This window comes from Amygdalobacter nucleatus, from assembly GCF_029167365.1.
Lineage (GTDB): Bacteria > Bacillota > Clostridia > Saccharofermentanales > Fastidiosipilaceae > Amygdalobacter > Amygdalobacter nucleatus.
Genome location: NZ_JARFNM010000001.1, coordinates 1185019 through 1209597, shown reverse-complemented (window position 1 = coordinate 1209597; position 24579 = coordinate 1185019). Strand labels below are relative to the sequence as shown.

The 24579-nt window shown below is 38.7% G+C and carries 22 protein-coding genes and 2 tRNA genes; 20 read left to right on the top strand and 4 right to left on the bottom strand.

Features of this window, described 5'->3' with window-relative positions; translation table 11 throughout:
* The first annotated feature begins 114 nt into the window (after positions 1-114).
* From PYS62_RS05475 to PYS62_RS05430, 10 genes are all read left to right on the top strand, one after another.
* The gene (locus tag PYS62_RS05475) at positions 115-2907 is read left to right on the top strand and encodes a transglycosylase domain-containing protein (protein WP_066712695.1); all 2793 of its coding nucleotides are present in this window, start codon (positions 115-117) and stop codon (positions 2905-2907) included.
* A gap of 34 nt (positions 2908-2941) precedes the next feature.
* On the top strand, positions 2942-3454 hold the full coding sequence (locus tag PYS62_RS05470) for a deoxycytidylate deaminase (protein WP_066712692.1): 513 nt from the start codon (positions 2942-2944) through the stop codon (positions 3452-3454).
* Complete coding sequence (locus tag PYS62_RS05465; protein WP_066712689.1) at positions 3435-5861, top strand: HAD-IC family P-type ATPase; 2427 nt, start codon at positions 3435-3437, stop codon at positions 5859-5861. The genes PYS62_RS05470 and PYS62_RS05465 overlap by 20 nt, the downstream gene beginning before the upstream one ends.
* 36 nt (positions 5862-5897) lie before the next feature.
* Positions 5898-6986: a tryptophan--tRNA ligase gene (gene trpS / locus PYS62_RS05460; RefSeq protein WP_066712687.1), complete on the top strand. Its 1089-nt coding sequence runs from the start codon at positions 5898-5900 to the stop codon at positions 6984-6986.
* Between the two features lie 513 nt (positions 6987-7499).
* Positions 7500-8183: a YitT family protein gene (locus PYS62_RS05455; RefSeq protein WP_066712683.1), complete on the top strand. Its 684-nt coding sequence runs from the start codon at positions 7500-7502 to the stop codon at positions 8181-8183.
* Positions 8184-8310: 127 nt separating this feature from the next.
* Positions 8311-9039 carry a pseudouridine synthase gene (locus PYS62_RS05450; protein WP_066712680.1) on the top strand — a complete coding sequence of 243 codons (729 nt, stop codon included), beginning with the start codon at positions 8311-8313 and terminating at the stop codon, positions 9037-9039.
* A gap of 87 nt (positions 9040-9126) precedes the next feature.
* A complete protein-coding gene (locus tag PYS62_RS05445) occupies positions 9127-9852 on the top strand; it encodes a hypothetical protein (RefSeq protein ID WP_066712678.1) in 726 nt (241 codons plus the stop codon).
* A gap of 15 nt (positions 9853-9867) precedes the next feature.
* Complete coding sequence (pyk, locus tag PYS62_RS05440; protein ID WP_066712675.1) at positions 9868-11610, top strand: pyruvate kinase; 1743 nt, start codon at positions 9868-9870, stop codon at positions 11608-11610.
* 79 nt (positions 11611-11689) lie between these two features.
* Positions 11690-12091: a hypothetical protein gene (locus PYS62_RS05435; RefSeq protein ID WP_066712672.1), complete on the top strand. Its 402-nt coding sequence runs from the start codon at positions 11690-11692 to the stop codon at positions 12089-12091.
* Between the two features lie 101 nt (positions 12092-12192).
* Complete coding sequence (locus PYS62_RS05430) at positions 12193-13605, top strand: S1C family serine protease (RefSeq protein WP_066712669.1); 1413 nt, start codon at positions 12193-12195, stop codon at positions 13603-13605.
* Positions 13606-13787: 182 nt separating this feature from the next.
* On the opposite strand, the gene PYS62_RS05425 is transcribed toward PYS62_RS05430, so the two are convergent.
* Both PYS62_RS05425 and PYS62_RS05420 read right to left on the bottom strand, forming a co-directional pair.
* The gene (locus tag PYS62_RS05425) at positions 13788-14360 is read right to left on the bottom strand and encodes an ImmA/IrrE family metallo-endopeptidase (protein WP_066712666.1); all 573 of its coding nucleotides are present in this window, start codon (positions 14358-14360) and stop codon (positions 13788-13790) included.
* Between the two features lie 7 nt (positions 14361-14367).
* On the bottom strand, positions 14368-14760 hold the full coding sequence (locus PYS62_RS05420; RefSeq protein WP_066712663.1) for a helix-turn-helix domain-containing protein: 393 nt from the start codon (positions 14758-14760) through the stop codon (positions 14368-14370).
* 174 nt (positions 14761-14934) lie between these two features.
* Between PYS62_RS05420 and PYS62_RS05415 the strand changes: the two genes are divergently transcribed.
* Positions 14935-16176: a DNA polymerase Y family protein gene (locus PYS62_RS05415; RefSeq protein WP_066712660.1), complete on the top strand. Its 1242-nt coding sequence runs from the start codon at positions 14935-14937 to the stop codon at positions 16174-16176.
* On the opposite strand, the gene PYS62_RS05410 is transcribed toward PYS62_RS05415, so the two are convergent.
* A complete protein-coding gene (locus PYS62_RS05410; RefSeq protein WP_066712658.1) occupies positions 16173-17015 on the bottom strand; it encodes a metal ABC transporter permease in 843 nt (280 codons plus the stop codon). The genes PYS62_RS05415 and PYS62_RS05410 overlap by 4 nt on opposite strands.
* Positions 17016-17147: 132 nt before the next feature.
* On the opposite strand from PYS62_RS05410, the gene PYS62_RS05405 reads away from it, so the two are divergent.
* The 5 genes from PYS62_RS05405 to PYS62_RS05385 all read left to right on the top strand — a co-directional run bounded on the left by PYS62_RS05405 (position 17148) and on the right by PYS62_RS05385 (position 19090).
* Positions 17148-17219: transfer RNA gene (locus PYS62_RS05405), tRNA-Glu, on the top strand.
* Between the two features lie 106 nt (positions 17220-17325).
* Positions 17326-17748, top strand: a complete 423-nt coding sequence (locus PYS62_RS05400) for a DUF1292 domain-containing protein (RefSeq protein WP_066712656.1) — start codon at positions 17326-17328, stop codon at positions 17746-17748.
* 18 nt (positions 17749-17766) lie between these two features.
* Positions 17767-18114 (top strand): DUF1292 domain-containing protein, encoded by a 348-nt coding sequence (locus PYS62_RS05395; protein ID WP_066712654.1) that lies wholly within the window; start codon positions 17767-17769, stop codon positions 18112-18114.
* A gap of 2 nt (positions 18115-18116) precedes the next feature.
* On the top strand, positions 18117-18968 hold the full coding sequence (locus PYS62_RS05390) for a CPBP family intramembrane glutamic endopeptidase (RefSeq protein WP_315573868.1): 852 nt from the start codon (positions 18117-18119) through the stop codon (positions 18966-18968).
* Positions 18969-19016: 48 nt separating this feature from the next.
* Positions 19017-19090: transfer RNA gene (locus tag PYS62_RS05385), tRNA-Val, on the top strand.
* 126 nt (positions 19091-19216) lie between these two features.
* On the opposite strand, the gene PYS62_RS05380 is transcribed toward PYS62_RS05385, so the two are convergent.
* The gene (locus PYS62_RS05380; protein ID WP_066712648.1) at positions 19217-20092 is read right to left on the bottom strand and encodes a TraX family protein; all 876 of its coding nucleotides are present in this window, start codon (positions 20090-20092) and stop codon (positions 19217-19219) included.
* 165 nt (positions 20093-20257) lie between these two features.
* Here PYS62_RS05380 and rho point away from each other — a divergent pair, with 165 nt between their 5' ends.
* The 4 genes from rho (at position 20258) to prfA (ending at position 24556) form a co-directional block, all read left to right on the top strand.
* On the top strand, positions 20258-22090 hold the full coding sequence (gene rho, locus PYS62_RS05375) for a transcription termination factor Rho (RefSeq protein ID WP_066712645.1): 1833 nt from the start codon (positions 20258-20260) through the stop codon (positions 22088-22090).
* A 102-nt stretch (positions 22091-22192) separates the two neighbouring features.
* Complete coding sequence (gene rpmE, locus PYS62_RS05370) at positions 22193-22393, top strand: 50S ribosomal protein L31 (RefSeq protein WP_066712642.1); 201 nt, start codon at positions 22193-22195, stop codon at positions 22391-22393.
* A 63-nt stretch (positions 22394-22456) separates the two neighbouring features.
* A complete protein-coding gene (locus tag PYS62_RS05365) occupies positions 22457-23383 on the top strand; it encodes a HemK/PrmC family methyltransferase (protein ID WP_066712636.1) in 927 nt (308 codons plus the stop codon).
* 90 nt (positions 23384-23473) lie between these two features.
* Complete coding sequence (prfA, locus tag PYS62_RS05360; protein WP_066712634.1) at positions 23474-24556, top strand: peptide chain release factor 1; 1083 nt, start codon at positions 23474-23476, stop codon at positions 24554-24556.
* Positions 24557-24579 lie beyond the last annotated feature (23 nt).

Below are 24579 nucleotides of genomic sequence, written 5' to 3'. Positions count from 1 at the left end.
ACTTAATTATAAGCAAAAAATACACTATATGTTTATGCTTTGCTTGCAATTAACCTTTCTTCACTGCCTAAACTTTGCTAAAATAAGCTAAGCTAAATAGCGGCGGAGGAGAAAATGCTTAAAAATAATAACAAGCAGCAAGCTGAAAAAAATCAGCAAGAAGTCAAACCTGAAGATTTGTCCGAAACGAAAGCTTTCTTGCAAATTCAGCAAACTGAGCCGAAAAATGATGATTTACAAGCAACACAGGCATTAACTGATATAGCTAGTAGAAAGTTGGATAGCAATCTAAATAACGTAAACGAAAACGCAACCCAAAGTAGTACAGCTGTCAATTCTGAATTCAATAGTATGGTTTTGCAACAGACAGCTTTAGAGCAAGAATATCAAAGCGCCTTGCAAAATTTATCGCCTGAAGAGATAAAAGAGGCGAAAGAATTGAGCATAAATTTAGAGAAGAGCATGAAAAAAAGGGTAAAAGGACGTCCAATTAGGGCGGCATATTCATTACCGATGCTTTCAGCTTTGTCTAAGGGCTTTTTCAAAGTCGTCAAATTAGGCTTAGTCTTGGTCTTAGCGCTAGTCATCTTTTTAGGTTCGATTGGTTTGGGCATTGTCACTGGATATGTTGCTACCACTGAACCTGTTTCATCAGCTTTACTTGCTAGAGGTGCGCAAACTTCGTATTTCTACGATAAGGATGGGAATGAGATTAGTAAGCAGACTGGTGCGCAAAACATTGACCGTGACTATGTATCACTGAGTGAAGTGGCAGATACTTATATTGCTAAGGCCTTTATCGCTATTGAAGATCAGCGCTTTGCAAGTAATATCGGTATTGACCCTAGACGTATTTTGTCAGCTGTTGCTGGCTTCATCTTCAATTTTGAAAATAGCCATGGCGGTTCGACAATTGCCCAACAGACTGTCAAATTGTTGACAGGCGATGATCGTACGAGTGCTCAGCGTAAAGTCCAAGAATGGTATCGTGCTATTAGATTAACGCAAGAATTAGGCAAATCAAAGATTATGGAAAACTACCTAAACTTGGTACCTATGGCCAACTCGTTCTATGGTATTAAGAGTGCGGCACGGGCTTATTTTGACAAAGATGCTAAAGACTTGAATTTAGCTGAATGTGCGCTTTTAGCTGGTATTCCTAAGAGTCCATCTACATACAATCCGTTCCGTGAAAGTGGTAGACGCAATGTTTTGAGACGCCAAAGACAAGTGCTGCTTAAGATGTTTGAGCAAGGCTTTATCAGCGCAGAAGAATACAAAGATGCGTTAAATACAGAGATTGTATTTAGTCAGAATAAGAGCACTAATGCAAATTATTCTGTTAATACTTATTATGTCGAATATGCGTATCAGCAGGTAGTTAGGGCCTTGCAACAAGAAAAGGGCTATTCCTTAGAATTAGCACAACGCTTGGTAGGCTCTGGCGGCTTAAGAATTTACACATATTTTGATCCTAAAATTCAAAATGAAATAGATGAGAGCTTTAATACCGAAAAACTTTTCCAAAAAAATCCGAAAGCTTTTGCTAATGAGCCTGAAAAACCACAAGCTGGTATGGCTGTTATTGAAGTTGGGACAGGGCGTATCGTTGGTTTAGGAGGTGGCTTTGGTGTTAAGACTGGTAACTTTTATCTCAACCGTGCAACTGACATTCGCAGACAGCCAGGTTCTGCCATCAAACCAGTAGCAGTCTTCGCCCCAGCTGTAGAAGAAGGCCTAATTACAGGTGCATCGATGGTGGTTGATGAGCCTGTGTTTATGAACAAGGATAATCCAACTGAGGAGTGGCCAAACAACGTCGATCGTCAGCATCGTGGACCAATGACAGTTCGCCATGCTCTTAAACAATCTAACAACGTTGTGGCTGTCAAAGTATTGAATCAGTTGACTGTGCCGAAAGCCAAAGAATATTTACACATGCAAGGTATGGAGTTGAAAGATGACCAGTCTTGGTTGTCATTAGCTCTAGGTGCTTTGACATACGGTGTAAGCCCACTTGAAATGGCAACTGCTTATCACGTCTTAGCTAATGCTGGACAGTACATTGAGCCAACTTGCTTCAGTAAAGTTGTTGATGCTGAAGATAATGTTGTTCTTGAAGTTAAACCAAGAACCCAACAAGTGTACAGTCCAGCTACGACTTATATGATTACGAAAATGTTGGAAGGCTATTTCCAGGGCGCTATTTCAGCTAATGATACAGCTGGTTTGGCTTACTTGTGGAATGTCCGTGGGATTCAAAATGGACAGGGCCAGGCAATTCCAGTAGCTGCTAAAACTGGTACGACAGATGCAATCGTTGACCGTTGGTTCTGCGGCTACACGCCATATTATGCTGCTGCTACTTGGTATGGCTTTGATAACCGCCTCAAAACAACTGAAATTTCGGAAGCGGATAATGGTAATGTCGTTTACATTTGGCAAGATGTAATGAACCGTATTCATAAAGATAAAGCACCGAAAGGTTGGATCAAGCCAGATAATATTGTGGCGCATACAATTTCAACCATCACAGGTAAATTAGCAAGTGAATCTGAAGTTGCAAGTAATTATGCTGAACAAGAATTCTTCGTCAAAGGCTCGAAGTTGGAACCAACGACAGTTTCAAGTGAGGAAGATTTGGAGAGCTACTATGACGCTCTTGATAAGATTTATCCTGGCGATTATTGGGATACTGATGATGAGAAAGAGTCTGATTCAGATGAGGATTATGAAGAGGTGCTTGTAGATGGCGAAGTTAAGCGTGTGCCTAAGAAGAAAAAGCGTGGCTTAAGAGGCTTGAGACGTCGCCACAAGCGAGAAGAAGAGCCTGAGGATAAAGAGACAGAGACAACAAGTGATAGTAACAGTGGGCAACACGATGACAGCTGGCAGATTAACAACTAAAAGTGTGCTTGCGCTCGATTGAACGAGGTGAACTATGACAGTTGAAAGTGGCAAAAGACAAGATTATATTGATTGGGACGAGTATTTTATGGCTGTGGCTGCTTTAGCAGCTAAGCGTAGTAAAGATCCGCATACACAAGTGGGCGCTTGTATCGTTAATGAACAAAATAAAATTGTTTCAACTGGCTACAACGGCTTCCCACTTGGTTGCAGCGATGATGAATTTCCATGGCAACGTGATGGTGACTTTAGTATGACCAAATATGCCTATGTTTGTCATGCCGAACTAAATGCAATTTTGAACAATTCTGGCCAAAATTTAAAAGCTTGTCGCATTTACGTTGTGCTTTTCCCGTGCAATGAATGTGCAAAGGCAATTATTCAGACAGGCATCAAGGAAGTGATTTATCTGTCAGACAAGTATGCCAAATCGCCTAATATGCAAGCTTCTAGACGAATGTTAGAAGCAGCTTCTGTTAAAATGCGTCAGTTAAAAGTAAAGCACAAATCTTTGACGGTGAATTTAGATGCTGAAGCGTGCGAATAAAAGCGTTGTGCCTGAAATATATAAGCATTTAACGAGGATTAAAGCAGCATATCAGGCTGTCCCTAAAAGCGGTTTAAGCGTAGAGCAAGTTAGTAAGCGCGAAGCGACAGGCCAGATTAATGTCTGCAAAAATCCTAATAGCACTTCAGTTGGAACTATAATTTGGCGCAATGTTTTTAACGTCTTTAATATTGTCAATTTTCTATTGGCTTTTTTCATTTTGTGGGCAGCTAGTTATGATATAGCTTACCTAAAAAATGGCTTGTTCATGGGTGTTGTCTTGAGCAATTTACTAATTGCACTCAGTCAAGAATTAAAGGCTAAACGGATATTAGATAAGCTATCGATTTTACTTAATCTGAATGTAACGGTTATAAGAGATGGCAAAGCCAAAGAGATTAGTAGTGATAAGTTGCTTGTTAACGATATTTTCCAAGTTAAAAGTGGTTTACAGTTGCCCGTTGATGGCATAGTTGTTGAGAGCCAAGGCTTAACTGTTGATGAATCACTTTTGACAGGTGAATCGGTAGCTGTCACTAAGCAAGCTCACGATTATATATTTGCAGGTTCTAACTGTACAGGTGGCTCTGCGCTTGTCCAAGCTTGTTTGGTTGGAAAAGATTCGTTCGCTAACCAAATTACGTTACAGGCTAAGAAAGTAAAAGGCGAGAAATCTGAGCTTCGCTTGGGCTTAAGCCGCCTAATTGCTATTTTAGCTAGTTTGATTTTACCGCTTGGCCTTATTTTGTTTTACAAAAACTATCTGCAAAATATTGATTTAGCTAAAAACTTAGTTTTGACCGTAGCAACTGTCATAGGCATGATACCTGAGGGCTTGATTCTATTGAGTGAGGTGGCATTTGCCGTAGCAACCATGAAGTTAGCCAAAGTTGATTGCTTGGTTCAACATGTATCGGCGGTTGAAATGCTAGCACGTACAGATGTTTTATGCTTGGACAAAACCGGCACAATTACAACTGGCGCGATGCAATTAATTGAATTAGTTCCTTTAGAAATTCCACAACAATTAGCCACTTTTGATTTGGCTGCCTTAACTAAGTATTTGCTTATTTCTAATGATAGCGACAATCAGACAGCTAAAGCTTTACTTAAAGCTTGGTCTAAGATTGATTGTAGGCAGGTGGAAGCGAAATTAGGTCAAGCTATCATGAAGCAGCCTTTTAATTCGGCTAGGAAATATCAAGCTTTAAAATTTGCCTTGGGGACGTTTTATATCGGTGCAACTGAATTTATCTATTTAAATCAGGCAATACCAGCTAGCTTAACTCAAAAAATATCAACATACAGTCAGGCGGCATATCGGGTCTTACTTGTGGCATATAAGCCGAATGCAACAAGTGAAATTGTGCCATTAGCGCTCCTTTTACTGACAGATGAAATTCGGCAAACGGCTAAACAGACGTTTGATTATTTTCGCAAGCAGGGTGTAGATATTAAGATAATATCTGGCGACAATCCAGAAACGTTAAGTGCAATTTCCAAACAAGCTGGCTTGGTTGAAAATGCAAAATACATTGATTTGAGCAAGCTCTCTAAAGTAGCTGATTATACAAAGTTAGTCAATGAATATCAGCTGTTTGGGCGGGTAAGTCCAGCTCAAAAAGAGTGCTTGGTCGAGGCTTTGCAAGCGACAGGCCATGTTGTAACAATGACAGGCGATGGTGTTAATGATGTGCCAGCTTTGAAAAAAGCTGATTGTGCCGTAGCTATGCGTTCCGGTAGTGATGCTTGTCGTAAGAGCGCAGATTTAGTTTTGCTAAATAATGATTTCGCCGTCTTAATTCAAGCTGTTTATGAAGGTAGACGCGTGATTAACAATATTAAGTTAGTAGCAAGCCTTTTCTTGAACAAAACCATCTATGCCTCGCTGATGGCTGTGTTTTATCTGTTCAGCCGTAAACTTTATCCGCTTTATCCAATTCAACTGACTTTGCTTTCAACTTTGACGATAGGTATACCTGGTTTCTGTTTGACATTAAAGGCGAACAAAGAGCGTCTAACAGGGCATTTTTGGCGTGATGTTTTGAGTAGCGCTGGCCTTACAGCAACTGTCAGTTTGATTTTACTTGTTAGTGCCGAATTATTATTAACTGGCAACGCATTTTACATTAAATGGCGGCAAATTTATATCTTACTTAGTTTAGCAGCACCTGCCTTTGCTTTATTAGTTTACAAAGCTCAGCCGTTAGATAAGCTGAAATTGGGCTTGGCTATAACGTTAGGCCTTGCTTTTAGCTTAGCGATAATTTACTTACCAAACTTGTTTAGCTTGCCAGTTTTGAATTTATTTGACATCATGTATTGTGGCTTATGGTTTAGCTTAGTTTACTTGTTGACTAGGTTCGTGTTAAAATTAATGCCAATTTTTACTAAATATTTGTCTTAGCAGTCATAGACGCTTGGACGTAGAGAAGAGATGAAGATGGAAAAGATTATTTTGACTGGTGATCGTCCGACTGGACGCTTGCACGTTGGCCATTATGTTGGTTCTTTGCGTAGAAGAGTGGAATTGCAGAATGAGCTTGATATTAAGAAAATGTATGTCATGATTGCTGATACTCAAGCTTTAACTGATAATGCAAAAAATCCGAGCAAGATTCGTGATAACGTGCTAGAAGTAGCATTAGATTATCTAGCTTGCGGACTTGATCCCAAAAAGATAAATTTCTTCGTACAATCTATGATCCCTGAACTTTGTGAGCTCACAATGTATTACATGAATTTGGTCACAGTTGCCCGTTTGCAACGTAATCCAACGGTTAAGAGTGAAATTCAAATGCGTGATTTTGCTGCCACAATTCCAAGCGGTTTCTTGAATTATCCAGTCAGTCAGGCGGCTGATATCACGGCTTTTAAGGCCAACATTATTCCTGTTGGTGAAGATCAGTTGCCTATGATTGAGCAATGTCAGGAAATTGTAGCTAAATTTAATAATATATATGGTGAGGTGCTGGTAAATCCTAGGGCTGTATTACCAGAAAAGTCTGTCTGTAACCGTTTACCTGGTATCGATGGCAAAGCTAAGATGAGTAAGTCACTTGGCAATTGCATTTATTTATCTGATGAACCAGAAGAATTAAAGACAAAAGTTATGTCTATGTTCACTGATCCTAAGCATTTACGGGTAAGTGATCCTGGTGAAGTTGAAGGCAACCCTGTCTTTACTTATTTGCGAGCTTTTGCGACAGATGAGCATTTCTTAGAATTCTGTCCTGATTATAAGAATTTGGCTGAGATGGAAGAACATTATACTAGAGGTGGCCTTGGTGATGTCAAAGTCAAGCGCTTCTTGTTAGCCGTTTTGGAATCTACACTCAAGCCAATTCGTGAACGCCGCAAAGAATTAGCGAAGAACCTTGACTATGTCTATGACGTTCTGAAAACAGGTTCCTTGCAAGCGGAAGAAGCTGCTAGCAAGACATTGGCTGAAGTTAGAGCTGCGATGAAAATTAATTATTTTGATGGCTCTGATTTCTTGGATGAACAGAAAGTTAGATTTAGTGCGAAATAATAAGTAGCAAGTTTTATTTTCTAAGCCTGAACTTGAATGTTTAGGCTTATTTTTATATGTAAAATAAAATTCATTAGAGGCGTAAGTAAAAATAAATAATATTTAACAAGTATAAAGCAAATAATTGCTGGACTATATATTGATTCATTTGACCAAAAACCTGCCAAATTTGCAAATCTAGTAATTTTGTGGCAAAATATATGCATGAGTAGCGACAAAAGTCGCGCGATGGTTGCTTGCAAGACGGGCAGAAATTTTTATTTGCTTTGTGACTTCGCAAGTAGTTTTTATCTGATACTGATTTGGGCGATTCAAAGCGCTACGTTGATCCTGATGTAGGTTGACGGCAGAGAAAAAGTTCAAACGAGGCAGAGTTTTTACAAGAAAAAATCAGCAAACAAATATCATCAACCACCATCCAAAGAACTGGAGACCTAGCTTTTAATAGCTTAGGTGACTTTAAGCTTTGTTAAGGTGCCGGTCTCTAATACCGTAACTGGTAAGAGGTGTTATATGCTGAAGTTTTTTAAACGTCATTTGGGCCTGAACAAGGTTTCTTTTTTGAGCCTATTTTTGGGCTGTACCATCATGGCCTTTGCAATGGTTAATGTTGATATGCAGGCCAAAATAACTGAAGGAGGTATGCTGGGATTATCGTTACTAGTGTCCCATTTTACGGGAATTGAGCCATCTTATTGTGGCTTGTTTATAGACGGTACAATTTATTTATTAGCCTTTTCTTTCTTAGGTGCCGCCTTTATAAAAAAAGCTTTATTTTCTGCATGCTTATATGCTTTAATGCTGAAAGTATTTTTGGCAATCGGACCAATTTTACCAAGTCTAGAAAATATGCCAGCTTTGGCAGCTTTGGTCGGAGGCTTAGGTATCGGTGTTGGCTGTTCATTAGTCGTTCTTTTAGGCTTTGCAACGAGTGGTGATGATGCTTTCGTTATCTTGATGTTCAACAAGCTCAAAATTCCAATGGGCATCACTTATATGGCACTTGATTTAATTGTTTTGGGTATGTCATTGTCATATCTGCCATTCTACAACGTGTTGTGGTCAATTTTGACGACAACTATTTCATCTGGTGTAGTTGGTAAATTTGAAACATCCAAGATTGCCACATACTTGCGTAGTCAGTTGGCTCGAAATAAGTCAAAGGTAAAGAACAATGTGAGCGTAACAGTTGAATAATTTAATCTCAAGCATTCCATAGTAGTTTAGACAACAGCTTACATTATGTAAGCTGTTTCATTTTTTACTTGTTACCCGAGCTTAGCTTATGCGATAATTTGAGCAGCAATTAAAATGTGAGGAAATTATGCGACTTGATAAATTTTTGGCCGAGCGCGGCTTAGGTACACGGAGCGAAATAAAAGCTTTGCTTAGTAAGGATTTAGTTACCATCAATGGAAAAGTTGTGAAAGAAGCGAAATACCAATTAGCTGATTTTGAATTAGAGCAGGTTGTTTATCAAGCTACTAATTTGTCACCTTATAGCAAGCAGGTTTTCATGCTGTATAAGCCAGTTGGAGTTTTAAGTGCCGCCAAAGATGATAAATCCCCTTGTGCGCTTGATTATTTACCTAGTAATTTACAGACGCGGAAATATAGCTGTGTCGGTCGCTTAGATAAATATTCAGAGGGTTTATTGCTATTGACTAATGATGGCGAACTTATTCATCGTTTGACCCAACCCAAATGGCAGATTAAGAAAACATACAAAGTAACTTTTAGCCCAGAACTTAAAGCTGGAGAAGCTGAACTTATAACTTCACAATTTGCTAATGGCTTAGAGATGAAAGATTTAATCTGTAAACCAGCGACTTTTCAAGCTTTAAGTGCAAATACAGCGTTAGTTACAGTTAGCGAGGGCAAGTTTCATCAAGTTAGGCGCATGATGGCTCATTTTGCGCATGAAGTTACAAGCCTGATTCGCTTGTGTGAAGGGCCAATTGAATTAGGCAACTTGCAAACTGGCGAAATTAGGCCACTTAATGCCGCTGAATATGCAAAACTCTATGCAGAGGTGGCTTTGGAGCGAAATTAATTGGCAGGCTGCCAATGAAAGTTAATTATTTTACTTATACCTTTGCGCTATTTTCTGCTAAAATATAAATGGACAAGGAGGTCATCCATGGATTTTTTGGAAGGTACCCTACTGGGACCATTGTGGAGCGATACAGATTATCAAACCCGCCGCCATACGGGCTTTAATTTGTTAATCTCACTTACTTTTTGGCTCTATTTGTTCTATGCTTTCTATCGGATTAACAGTTCTGGAACGCCATTTTTGTTAGCAGACAATTTCCTTAATTGGACCTTTATCGGTTGCGTTCTTTTCCTTGCTTCACCGTTACTTTGCTTGATTTATTATCGTTGCCCTTTGGTAGCTCGTTTTGCCATTCTGTCTGTTCAGTTTGGTAAATATGTAGCTCTTTATTTAGCGTTCTTTAAGTGGTTGGCACCAAGCTTGGAGATAGATTTTGCCAATGCTTTAACTTCAATAACTGTATTTTTGAATGATACAGTTGGTACAGCCATCGAGTATTATACAGAGCGCTATCAAACATCAGGCTTGTTTGCAAGTACAGCAGTTTTGGGCTTAATTGCACTGATTGTCGGAATTTTGCTGCTAAGCATGTGCATTTGCCTACCTTTCTTGTACTTTAAATTATTACGTTGGTTGCAAGCAGTCGTTGATGACATAATGTGGATTTGTGTTGATTTTTCGCGTGTCTTGGTACGCAAGAAAAAAATTGTTGTACCTAAACAGATGTTGAGCTTAGTTCAACATGTCAGCCGTGTGCAACGGCAGAATGAAGGTCGACATAACAAAAAGTCATTCAAGCGAAATAAATAGAATAGAGGATAACTTATGAATTATCGGAGAACAAAAATTATTTGTACTTTAGGTCCATCTACTGATGATGAAGAGGTCATGCGTAAGCTGATCTTAAACGGCATGAATGTTGCTCGCTTTAATTTTTCTCATGGTACACATGAAGAACATGGCCGCCGCTTAGCTTTGTTGCGCAAAGTAAGTAAAGAATTAAATATTCCAGTAGCTGCATTGATGGATACAAAAGGTCCAGAAATCAGAACAGGTCATTTCACAGATAAAAAAGTTTTCCTAGAAGAAGGCAAAAAGGTTATCATCTCACATGCTGATGTTATGGGCACAGCTGAGAAATTCTCTGTCAGTTACAAAAATATGGATCGCGACTTGAAAAAGGGTGATCAAATCTTAATTGATGATGGTCTAGTTGGCTTAAGAGTTGATAAGATTGTTGATCGTGATATTTATTGTACATGTATGAATTCTGGCCCAGTTTCAGACTATAAGAGCGTCAATTTGCCAGAAGTTGTAACTAATTTACCAGCTTTAACAGAGCAGGATGTTTCTGATTTGAAATACGCTGCAGCTAATGATTTTGACTTTGTGGCTGCTTCCTTTATTCGTAAAGCTTCTGATGTTATTGCCATTAAGCGTGTACTCAAAGAGAATAATGCAGCTCATTATGAGATTATCTCTAAGATTGAGAGTCGCGAGGGTGTCCGTAACTTCGATGAAATTTTGGCTGTATCTGATGGCATTATGGTTGCACGTGGCGATTTAGGTGTAGAAATTCCAGTTGAGGAAGTTCCAGCTGCTCAGAAGATGATGATTCATGCAACCTACAAAGCAGGTAAGCCTTGCGTAACAGCTACCCAGATGCTTGATTCTATGATTAGAAATCCACGTCCTACACGAGCTGAGGTTACCGATGTTGCCAATGCTATCTATGATGGTTCATCTGCTATCATGTTGTCAGGTGAGACAGCTGCTGGTAAATATCCAGTTGAGAGTGTTCAGATGATGGATAAGGTTGCACGTTACACAGAATCAAATATTAACTATTGGCACCGTTTTGAACAGGACAATAATTTCGAACAACCTTCAGTATCAACAGCTATTTCACATGCTTGTTGTACGACAGCTAAGGACTTGAATGCTAAGGCAATCATGACAGTTACTATGTCTGGCCGGACAGCTCGTTCTATTTCACGTTTCCGTCCATGGTGCCCAATCATTGCCACAACTGTTACTGAACGCGTTTTACGTAATTTGCAATTAGCATGGGGCGTTCAAGCATATTTAGTTAAGATTGCCGATACGGAAGATCAGTTGTTTGCGGAGTCAATGGCTTTGGCTGAGAAAAATGGCTTTGTTGAAAAAGGCGACGTTGTCGTTGAAACTTGTGGTAAGCCACTTGGTTTAAGCGGTACAACTAATAGCTTGATGGTACAAAACGTTGGTAACATCTTGTCAAAAGGCCAAGGCTTTGGTTCTCATCAGGTGACAGGCGAGATTAAGGTGCTAAAGAGCACGGACTTTGTTGATAATTTGCAGTTGCCAAATGGAACAATTTTGGTTGCTAAGCGAATTGGTGAGAAACAATTACCTATCATTCGCGATGCATCAGCATTGGTAGTTGAGGCACAAGATGCTGAAGATTTTGCTAAAGTTGCAGGTTCAGTTCTTGATATTCCAGTCTTGATTGGCTGTGAAAATGCAACAAAGATTCTTAAGAATGGTTCGATTGCTACCTTGGATCCAATCCGTGGTATCATCTACTAAAAGAAGCTTTAAATATAACCTACAATCTGGGCTACCGCTAGTTAAAACGGTAGCTCAATTTGTAAAATCAGGAGTGAAAATGAGAGAATTAGCAAGTGCAAAGGATGAGTTTCAAGTTAGTTGCCCTTTTTGTTCTGCCAAATCAACATGGTCATTAAATTTACGCTGGCATGTTCAGTCGGATTTAATTTGTCCAAATTGTGATGAAAATATTAGCAAAGTAATTTTGAAAGCGGCGCTTGATTTACAAAAAACGAGGCTGCAAAAGAGTTTACTTATATGCAGCTTAGCTATTTTGGTACTAGCAGCCATTTGCTTGCTATTAGTCTATAAATTTTCTAATGATTTACATCAGATGCCTTTTTTTGCCGTTGCTTTATTCAGTGTAGCAGCTATCTGTTGCTCATTAGCAGTGGCTGTTTTGATTGTTTTAACTAAACAGTTACTATTCTTGAATAAACGTCGGGATTTACTAAAATAATTGACACAAAAAGCCTTGCTTTTATTTGCAATCTAGCCAAAAAAGCTTGTTATACTTGAGACAGTAACTTAGGAAAACATTAGAAGAAAACAGGTGATCTTATGGAGAATGAAAATACAAATTTCGATTATCAAGCATTTTGCGAACAAATGCAGAAGTCAATGCCCAAAGCTAAGAAGAGCGGCCTAGGCATATTCTTTAAAACTGCTTTCGCATTAATTCTCGTAGCAGGTCTCGGGTTCTCTTTGTTTGCCAATTTTGTTTTGCTTAAAAGGTACAATACGTTAGCTGATAAGTTAAATGGTGTTGAGACACCAGTTAATAAGTCAGAGCAAATTGAACACGAGTCTAATGAAGGACAGTCTTTGGCTGCGACTATGTCAACTCAGCAAGTTGTCAAACAGGCAATTTCAGCCGTTGTGGCTATTAAGACAGAAGTTGAAGTGCAAAATTTCTGGGGCAAGGATATGGCCGTTGGCGCTGGCTCAGGCGTCTTAATTGACAAAGAGGGATACATTGTTACAAATTATCACGTTGTTGAAGGGGCACAAAATATTTCAATCAAATTAGCTAGTGATGAAAAGCCACACAAGGCAGAATTGGTAGCTAGCGATTCACGGACAGATTTGGCCGTGCTCAAAATTGTTGATAAAAAAGGCCCATTCCCATTTATTCATTTAGCCGATTCAGATAAGGTTGAAATTGGTGAGAAGGCAATTGCAATTGGTAACCCGCTTGGCGATTTGGAAGGTACAGTAACACAAGGTATTATTTCAGGCATGAATCGTGAAGTTTATACTAAATCAGCTCAAAGTGGTAAATTGACACGCCTCAGCAATGTTTTGCAGACAGATGCTTCAATCAATGCTGGTAATTCAGGAGGCGCTCTCTTAAACGCAAGAGGCGAGTTAATTGGTATCAATACAGCCAAAGCAACCTCACGCGATGGCGTCAGCGTTGAAGGTATCGGCTTTGCTATTCCATCTAATACAGTTAAGAAAATTATCAATGAATTACTCATGAATGGTTATGTGAGCGGTCGACCATATTTAGGTGTTCGAGTCACCGATTTAACAGAGAGCAATTCTGCAATGTATGGTATGCCAGTTGGTGTATACGTAATTGCTGTTGAGAAAAATTCAGCCGCCGATAAAGCTGGTTTACGTCGCCACGATATTATTACGAAGTTGGATGGCGAAGATACTAAGAATTCGACAATGCTCAATGCTGTTAAGGATCGCTACAAAGCAGGCGACACAGCTGAACTTGAGGTTTGGCGTCAGGGTGAACTTAAGAAAATCAAAGTTACTTTTGGCGAGGTTAAGCCAGAGGCTAGTACACCAGAATTTGTTGATAAGCCTAATGAAATCATGGAATCTAAGCCAGATGAGTCATTTGAAGATGAGAAGTCATCTAATGATAATCATGCTAAAGTTGAGGGTAAAGAACCAGAAGCAACATCTGCACCTAAACTAGCTCAGCATGAGAAGAAAGACATGGATGCTTTCAAATAAATTTAATTTAGATAATTAATATTTTAAGCAGCTCTAGTTGATTGAACTATGAGCTGCTTTTTAATTAAGACTGTAGGTATAACGTATACAAATAAGGGCAGCGTACTATCGTTACAAAATAAAAACCAGATGTGCTAGTTAAGATGCTAATGTATATGTCTAACGTTAGTGAAATTTTAAGCTTAGTGCTTGCAGTAATTTTGCCAGAAATCGACAGTTTGCGTAAAATCTTGGAACTTATTGCTTAAGGTAATAGTTAAGTTTAATTCTGGGCACAAATCAGGCTCCTTCTGGATAATTCGACAGTAATACATTAAAAGCTCTGGGCAGACTGCCAAAGCATTAGCAATTTCGTTTAAACTTAAGCCATGCTGCAAAAGCTCATTTAATTCTGGGACATTGATCAAGAGAAAGGCTGCAAACAGATTTGCTTCATGTTCGTAAGTTACTAATAATTTTTGGTTCAATTTGAAGAAGTCATTGGTCGTGAAAACATCTTGCTTCAGAGTTTGAGTGTGGAGAATGGCATGACCTAACTCGTGGGCTAAGACTAATTTTTGTACGTTATCATCGAGCTTTTGATTAATAAAAATGAAGGGAAAATTATTTACCTGGCTATACATACCAAGTACAGTCTGTAAATTAGACGAAAATATAAGCTCAACGCCTAAGTTAGTAGCTAATTTGGCTGGTTCTGCTTGACCGTAAAATTGCCTCAGTTCAAGAACTTTTTGCTTGATTTCTCTTGATTCCATAGTTGTATCAATAGTTGTGATTCTGTTTGGCCTTATCCTTAGATTGCCAGTAAGCTTGCTGCAGCAAGCGCATTATTTCGTCACGGTCATCTTCACTTAATTTGCCACCAGCAAACAAGGCGGTGAGATTGTTAAGCAGACTGAAAGCCTCGTCTTTTCCTTGGGTACCGTACTCTTGATAGACTTGATTGACGAAAGCGCTGTTCTCATCGAGCAAATAATTATAGTCTACTTGAAAAATATGAGACAATTTTTCATAAGTTTCCTTGTGTTTAGGAAAGCGTAAGCCATTCTCATAATTAGATAGGCTACGCACGCTAACACCGAGCATTTGAGCTAGTTCTTCCTGCTTCATATTATGTTCGGCTCTTAATTTCTTCAGTTTTTCGCCAAAATTCATACTTACACCTCGTATAATGATCAACATTCAATAGCTCTAAAAAGGAACAATGTTGCATGCTCAAAGTATAGCATGAACTTAAGTTCTTGACAAACTACAACGAAATGCGTATTCTAAATGCAACAAAGTTCTTGTTTGCAAGCATTATGCAAATAAGTTCAGCAAGGAGTTTGTATGTATAGGCGAATTTTGCATTGTGATATGAACAATTTTTTTGCTTCAGTAGAGCTATTGGACAGGCCTGATTTACTGGGCAAGCTGGTAGCTGTCTGCGGCAATCCCAAAGAACGTCACGGCATCATTTTGGCTAAATCACCTGAAGCTAAGGCGTTGGGCGTGAAAACTGGTGAAACCATTCAACAGGCCGAAGCTAAGTGCAATGGCAATTTGTATTTATTAGCTGCCCATTATGACAAATATCTAAAATACTCTAACTTAGCTAAGCAAATCTATTTGAGCTACACTGATCAAGTTGAAAGTTTCGGCCTGGATGAATGCTGGCTAGATATTACACATAGTGAGAAGTTGTTTGGCTCCCCAGAACAGATTGCGCGGGAGATTATCATGCGAATCAAGCAGGAATTAGGTTTAACTATTTCAGTTGGATATAGTTACAACAAGATATTTGCCAAATTAGCTAGTGATTTAGCAGATAATGCTAGTTTACTTACCATAAGTCCTCTTCATTACAGAGAGCAAGTTTGGCCATTGGATATAGCTAATTTGCTTGGAGTTGGCCGCCACACGCGTAAATTACTAGCCAAATACGAAATAAATACCATTGGAGATTATGCCAAGGCAGATGCTAAATTCCTTGAGAGCTTATTAGGTATTAATGGACTAAAATTATGGTATTTTGCCAATGGCCGCGACATGAGCCAAGTCCATTCTTACGCACAGGCAATACCAATTAAAAGTATCGGTAATGGGATGACTTGCGTTCGTGATATTGTGCATTTAACGGAATTAGAAGCTGTACTTTTGAACTTAGCTGAACAAGTACAAGCTCGTTTAGCTAAGCATGATTATTTGGCAAGAGTTTTACAGCTAAATGTACGGTATCAAGACTTTAATCATAAACAGATTCAAGTGCCACTAGCTTATCCAGCGGCATCTGCACGCTATTTTGTCGATAATATATTACCGTTAGTCTACAAATGTGATTTATTATTTGCTCCTATCCGCGCCCTATCGCTTAGAGCTAGTAATCTAACGACTAGGCAAGCCCAACAAATTGATTGGTCTGATGACTATGTAAGATTTGAACGAAATAGACGTTTAGATTTAACTTTGCAAGAGATTCGCTCAACGTATGGGCAATCGGCAGCTAATTATGCGGTACAAGTTAAATATAATGATTTGTTTCCTAAAATGAAGGAAAATAGTGTGACATCTTCTTTTACTTATGTCGATTAGACTTTTTGCTTGTTATTTGGCAAATGTTGAATTAATTGGTAGATGGTGAGTGATAAAAGCAGGTTAAGCGTGCTTACGATTACTAAGCTGCCACCAGTTGGCCAGTTAAGTACAAAAGCAAGGAAGAAGGAAGTAATTGTATTGATTATACCGAAGCTGATAGCTAAGAGTAATGTCTGAAAATAGCTTAATTTCCAGACAAAAGCGCTAGCAGCAGGTAAGACAAGCAAACTAGAAACTATTAATGTACCTGCACTATGGCTGCAGGCTGCAATGCATACAGCTGTCAATATGTTAAATACGCAGTTAAGTAATTTAACGTTTATACCCAGTAAAGCTGCATTGCGTGCATCAAGACAAACTAAATATAAGGGATAATAGAGATAGGCGAAAATAATTAGAATCACTCCACATAGAACGAATATACTGACTAAATCTTGATTGTTAATGCTGACGATACTACCGAATAGAAATGAGTTGAGATCAGCTGAATAAGGCATGTACTTGCTGAAAATACCAGCTAGACCGATGCATAGACTCATGATGATTGCGATGGCTAATTCGGCATAGCTTTTGAAGAAGTAGCGGAAAAATTCAATCAGTAAGGAGGCGACAATACAGACTATAATAGCTATAACAGTTGGGTTATAGCCCAGGGCTAAGCCTAAAGCTACGCCAGTCAAGGCGCTATGGGAAAAAGCATCGCTAGCTAAAGAAAGGTGCTTCAATAAGAGAACTTGCCCTAAACAAGCGCAAACTATGCTTAAGAGGATAGAAGTAAGTAGTGCGTTACGGAAAAAAGGATAGGATAACAAGTTGAGAAAGAATTGATATAGCATAGGTGACCTTTCACATTATAAGCACAACTACTCATAATTATAGCGACAAAGACAAATTAATTGGCTGGACAAATGTAAAATTTGCAAGAAGTACTTGCAGCCAACTAATTAATTTGCTAGAATACAAAATATGGCTCTATGGTCAAGCGGTTAAGACGCCGCCCTCTCAAGGCGGAATCCCGAGTTCGATTCTCGGTAGAGTCACTTTTAAGTCGCTATTTAAGATAGCGACTTTTTTATATATGAGATATTAAGCTAATTGCTTAGTTGCATATGCTATAATTTTAGAAAAATACGGGAGTTAAGCTTTATGAAAAAGGAAGAGTCCGAATTGAAAACAGCTCAAACAGATGTTCAGAATGAGCAATCTTTAACAGGTGAAGAGGCTGAGGTTATGTTGGACGAAAGTGAGCTAAGTGATGAAGATCTCTTAGCAACTTCTACCGTGACATTAACAGATTGCGAGACAGGCGAGGACTTACAGTTCTATGTTGCTTATGAGTTCCCGTTTGAAGATGAGTATTATTATGTTCTAGTTTCTGTAAATCAGAAAGAACCAGAAGCACTTTTTGCCCGTTCTGTTAAATTGGAAGATGGTACAGATGGCTTTGAAACATTAACTGATAACGAATTTGAAAAAGTTGCAGCTGAATATGAGCGCTTGTGTGATTTGATGGATGATGAAACAGAGATTGAGCCAGGAGAAGCGTCTGATATAGTCTATAACGAGTAGGTTTAAGGTTATCTAATAATGGCAGATGATAAAAAGCAAACTAATAAACAAATTTCTGATGATGAAAAGCTGATAGTGCTAGAAGATCTAGATAACGGCTATGAATTTTATATGCGCAAATTAGATATGTTCGCCTATAACGGGCAGGAATATATTGTGTTTGCTCCGTTTGAGCCAGCTGATGGCGAGCATAATGCCCCAGATATTGTGATTATGCGTATTCTGCACGCATCAGTACAAAGAAAAAAATCTAAGCAATTAGGCGAAGAGATTCAATTTGAATCTATTTTGGATCGTAACGAGTTGGATGAGGTCTTTGCTAAATTTAACGAACGAATGGTCATGGAAGCTTTGGTTAAGGAGTAATGGTGACTAAACGAAAGAATATTGGACAGGTGATTTCTCACTTAGTCTTAGGTATATTAGTTTTCTTAGTAAGTGCCAGTTTGATAAGTGAATTTATTAAACTCTTACTTGATAACGGTGTGCTTAAATGTGATCCAGTTTATGCCTTCACAATTGCAGCAAGTTTATATAGCTTTGTACAGATAATTGCCTTTTCTGCTTGGTTTAGGTATAAGGAAACTGTGAGGACAGGTTATATCTGGCTGAACAAAGTTAGCTTGAGAAATTGGTTTAAGTTGCCAAGCCTATGTTGCTTTTTGCTTTTCTTGAGTGGTTTACTTACGAATCTTATCAATTTCTTGGCCAAGTATTTTACAATTTTTGCGAACGCTCTACAAGATTACAGCGATTTACTTCTACAACAGTTACAGCCCTTAAATCCTATGACATTGTTGGCTATTGTTGTGATGGTACCTATAGCAGAGGAGTTTCTGTTTCGTGCCTTTGTTGTAGGCGAATTGAAGCAGATTACATCTGTTACTTGGGCTTGCTTTATTTCGGGCCTAATTTTTTCAATTGCACATTGGAATTTGTTGCAATCAGTCTATACTTTCGCTGCTGGATTAGCGTTAGCCTGTGTCTATGTTTGGACTGGAAGCATATATTATTCGATTGCCTTACATGCAATATTTAATTTTTGTGGCTTAGTCTTTCCACATCTTGTTTTACGCTATCCGCAATTCGAAATTCCTTATGTATTAGTTTTATTGACCTTGGCTCTGGTTGGCTATTTTGCTTTTGGCAATTTATATCATCAGTACATGGATAAGCAGCAAAAAGTGCATTTGGAAGCTGATAATCATGTTGAACAGTAATTAATGGTTGACATTTTAGCCTTTACATGTATAATTAAATAGCACTGCGGGTGGTTAGCTCAGCTGGTTAGAGTACTTGCTTGACATGCAAGGGGTCGTTGGTTCGAGTCCAATACTACCCATTTCGATTTTAGAGACTACGTTGTAGTCTCTTTTTTGTTGCAAATATTAAGCCCCTTAATTGAACTGTACCAGAATTTCTGGATACGTTAGATTAAGGGGCTCTGTCTATTTAATTATTGGTAATGCTAAATTGTCAGGTAACGCACGATTGAGATTAAAACTAGGTGCAGTGGGTAATAGAAGTAGAGAAGTCGACTTAACCACCGCTTTGGCTTTTTGCTCTTAGCAGCAAGTGGGAAGAGGTATGGCGAGAAGATGACACAAGTTTGCAAGTCGCCAAACATGAAAGCTGTTACACCCAAACGTGGCAGCAAATAGTCTGCTATACCGAGATAAATACCAAAGACGATAGCTAGATACAAAATGTATGCAGGCACTTTGTTCTTCAATTCAACTTGACTAAGCTCAGCTGAGAAAGCACCTTTGGCATAAACAAGATAATGTAAGCAGACGAATAAGATTAAACCGAAAAGACTGTAATCGCAGTGAATTATAAACACGATGATTGGACATGTGATAACTATGACTAAACTGAAAAATAAGATGGCTGCTAAAGTAGATTTCTTTTTGGAATGCAAACTGTTCAGTAAACCATGCCATAATTTGAAATTCTTATAATGAAATAATTCAAAAGGTAGCGACTTTATTACTTTTAAGCGTAAGAGACAGGCTAATAAGAGGTCGATTGCCATGATGAAGATCAAACCGAAAAAGAGTGAGAAGAAAATGTTGACAAAGCCCTCAAAATCAGTCACGTTAAGCTTAACGTAACAGAGATGAATACATATTTGTGATATGACCGCCAAAATAGCTAAACGACTTAGATATTTAGGAATACTTCTAGTTCTTCTCAGGCCCAAAACGCAATCGTAGACGAAAAGCGGAAAAGCTAGACGACAGATTAAGCGCAAAATATAGCTAACCTGATAGGGAATAATATGGGGCCAAAGCCAAGCCATATGGTCGATAGTCATCAAAATAAAAGCAATTAATTTTAGCATTACAAATCACCTTGTTTCTTTAATATAAGATATGTTAAAATAAATAAGTTCACAAGTCCAGCAACAGAGGATACAAGCTTTTTGCCGCTGCTCATCAGGCTTGTAAATTCAGCTTAGTTTATCTAAGTAATCCCATTTATTTATATGTTCGATTGTGGAGGATTCATGGTTCCAATTTTTTATAGTGAACTTAGTAAAGAAACGCTTGTCAAGTTAATTGTGCAGCGTAAATTGATGCAAATTAGTAAAGCAATGCAAAAAAAACGTCAATTTTTGATGGATTTATTGATTGAAGATGATCGTAAACACGGTTATAAAACAATTGTCGAAGCAAATCAAAATTTCGAATTTACGCCTGATACATTTAGCAAAAAACCACGTAAAAAAGAATTGGCCGCTCAACAAGTTATGAGTGAGGAAGCGGTAGCTAATTTGCAAGTCAAAGAGCAAGCCAAGAACGAAAAAAAAGTCACAAAGCTAAGTAAAGAAAATGATTTGGAAAGCCCGCAAGCACCAAGCACTGAAAACAGTGTAGAAACAGCTAAAACTGAATTAAAAGATGAGCCTGCATCCACTACTTTAAGTGATGATAAAACAGATTCAAGGCCTGTAACAAAGAGCAAATCAGCTAATAGGCAAAAAAAGATTTTCAGTAAACAGAGATTAAGTGTCAAACTTCACAAACCAAAACAGGCAGAAGTAGAAACTGAAGATAAAAAAATTCCAGCCGAAGATAAAGTCAATACACAAGCAGAAACAGCTGAGAGCAATACAGCCGAAGCAGTTGAACTTGAGCAAGAAAATGAGAAAGAGCTTGAAAAAAGAGAACTTGTCGGTGGTATCCTTAATATTACACCAGATGGCTACGGCTTCTTACGGACTGAAAATTATAATTTAAGTGCAAATGATTATTTTGTATCCCCTCAGTTGATTAGACGATTTAATTTGCGTGAAGGCGATGAAGTGCATGGATTTTTGCGCAAGAAACGTGGTGATGAACGCTTTCAAGCTATTAACTTTATCAAAGATGTTAATGGGTTTGCACCAGAGAAATTGTTCAAGCGTCCACAATTTGCTCGCCTAGTTCCAATTTATACACAAGAACGTTATACCTTAGAGACTACAAGTACGGAATTGAGTACACGTATTATTGATCTAGTTTGCCCAATTGGTAAGGGACAGCGTGGCATGATTGTTTCTCCACCTAAAGCTGGTAAAACAATTTTGCTCCAAAAAATAGCTGATGCAATCAGTCGTAACAATCCAGAAGCACATTTAATTGTCTTGTTGATTGATGAACGCCCAGAAGAAGTTACAGATATGCAAAGACGCATCAGAGGCGAGGTTGTTTATTCTACTTTCGATCAGACAGCTGAGAATCACGTGCGTATTACTGAATTAGTCTTAGAACGAGCTAAACGTTTGGTTGAGCTTGGCGAAGATGTTGTTATTTTGTTGGATTCTATTACTCGTTTGGCACGTGCTTACAACCTAACAATTAACCCAACTGGTCGCACTTTGTCTGGTGGCTTGGATCCAGGTTCATTGCATGGTCCGAAGCGTTTCTTCGGTGCAGCTCGTAAAATTGAAAATGGTGGTAGCTTGACAATTGTAGCAACAGCTTTGGTGGAAACTGGTTCGCGCATGGACGAAGTTATCTTTGAGGAATTTAAAGGTACAGGTAACATGGAAGTTTACTTGGATCGCAAGTTGTCTGAGAAACGTATCTTCCCAGCTATCGATATTAACCGTTCAGGTACTCGCCGTGAGGAATTATTGTTGAATGAGCGTGAACTTGATGCAGTCTGGTCAATTCGTAAGGCGATGGGCCGTTTGGACACAGCTTCAGTCACGGAATTAATCATTAATTTCATGCAAAAAACTAAAAATAATGCTCATTTTGTTGAATGCATCAGTATGTCACTGAATGACAAAGATGTGATTGATTCGTTGATTAAGAAAAATGCTAATAATAAGGCTAATAACTATCAAAATTAATTTGACAGAGCTAGGTATTTAGCGCTAAACTAATCAAGTTATTACTGGTATAGCATATGTACAGCTAGCTGCTACACGCTATATTTTTGTGAGGTGAAAGATATGAAGCAAGGAATCCATCCGAAGTACGATAAGTGCGTAGTTCGTTGTGCTTGCGGCGAGACTTGGGAAACTGAGTCAACAGTGGACAGCATTTCAGCTGATATTTGCAGTAAGTGCCATCCATTCTTCACAGGCCGTCAGAAGCTCATCGATACAGGCGGACGTGTTGATAAGTTCAAACGTCGTGAATCACGTAAGTAAGATAAGGGAGGCTACGACCTCCTTTTTCTTTACCCCATCGGTTAGGCATAAGGAGAGTATTTTGTGACCGTAACAGTTAATCACCTGGATTTGATCATACAGGCTAAGGAACGTTTGGCAAAAGATAGACCTGATTTGACACGGGGGCAATTGATTAAGCTGCTGGCACATAAATATTTAGCCTGTAGTGAACAGAAAGTTCACCTAGCTAGGCCTGGTGAAATTGCCTTATCTTCGCAAATTGTGACAAATTACGAGGCAGATATAGCCAAATTGTTGGATAACTGGCCTTTTGCATATGTATTGGGTGAAACTGATTTCTTTGATGAGACTTACAAATGCAAAGAAGGTGTATTGATCCCTAGACCTGATAGTGAAGTGCTTGTAGAAGAATGCTTGCGTGTTCTAACTGATCTAGCGACCAATGTGCCGCAAAATACGCTCAATGTTTGCGAAATAGGCGTTGGAAGTGCTGCCTTATTAGCGGGAATTTATAGCCATTTTACAGTTAAGGATAAGCAATTACGTTTGTTTGCGAGCGATATAAATCCATTGGCGATCAAATTGAGTGAAGAAAATTTGCTAGCTAAACATGTACCAGCTAAATTATGGCAAGTTGATCTTTTACCTGATTTAGATACAGCTAAACAAGCAGGGCTTTTGCCAATTGATCTTTTGTACAGCAATCCACCTTATATTGCGCCAGCTGAATGGGATGATTTAGATCAGTCTGTGAAAAATTTTGAACCTAAAAATGCTTTATTGGCCGAAGAAGAGGGTTTAGCAGTTTATCGGCGTATATTGGATAAAGTAAGGACGGAAAAATATTTGCGTGCTGGTGCTTATATTTTGTTTGAGCACGGCTATATGCAGAAAGCAAGTCTAGCTAATTTATTATCAGAACCTGCTTATTCGCTGTTTAAAATCAAAAAATGGCGCCAAGACTATCACGGTAAAGATCGCGTGCTGGTTATACAGTATTGTCCATAAATATGAGAAAATTAATTACTATTTGTTATAATAAGGCCGCGAGGATATAGAGAACTTAGAAAAGTTAGTAAATTGTAAAAGGTAGAATTTATGTTAGAAGTTAATCTGTTGAAATTACAACGCATGAGTATGCGTATGGAAGAACTTGAACAGGCACTTTCTCAGCCTGAAATTGTTAGCGATTTACCACGTTTTACAGCCTTATCTAAGGAGTTGGGTGATATAGAACCAATTGTCAGTCAATTTCAGAAATACCAAAAGATCGAGGCAGAAATCAAGCAGAATCATGAGCTACTCAACGAAACAGAAGATGCAGAATTAGTTGAGATGCTGAAGAGTGAACAGCATGATTTGGAAACAGAGTTAGCCAAGGTAGATGAGGAATTACAAGTTGCCTTGTTACCCAAAGACCCGCGTGATGAGCTTAGTCTCTTTATGGAGATTCGCTCTGGGGCTGGTGGCGAAGAGGCTGCTTTGTTTGCTTATGAGCTTTATCGTATGTATCAATTATATACGAGTGAGCATGGCTTTAAATGCAAAACCATTGAACTGAACGAAACAGAAATTGGCGGGATCAAAGAGATTGTGTTCCAAGTTGAAGGTAAGGGTGCTTGGTCCAGATTGAAGTACGAGATGGGTGTACATCGCGTACAACGTGTGCCAGCTACTGAGTCAGGCGGACGTATTCATACTTCTACAGCTACAGTTGCAGTTATCCCGGAAGCGACTCAGACATCTAAGGTAGAAATTAATCCGAAAGATATTCGTATCGATACGTATAGAGCTTCTGGTGCAGGTGGCCAACATGTTAATATGACTGACTCTGCTGTTCGTATTACGCACTTCCCGACAGGCTTGGTTGTAACTTGTCAAGATGAGCGTTCACAAATAAAAAACCGCGAAAAAGCAATGTTGGTTTTGATGTCGAGGTTGGAACAGTTATACAATGAACAGCATCAGGCAGAATTGTCAGAAGAGAGGCGTTCACAAATTGGTACAGGTGACCGAAGTGAGCGCATAAGAACATACAATTACCCACAAGGCCGTGTAACTGATCATAGAATCGGTTTAACTTTGTATCAGTTGCAGCAAGTTTTGGATGGCGACTTAGATTTAATTATTGAACAATTACAGGCAGCCGAACGCAATAATATTGCTAAACAAGCTAACTGATTGTAAAGAGCATTGGAAAATAG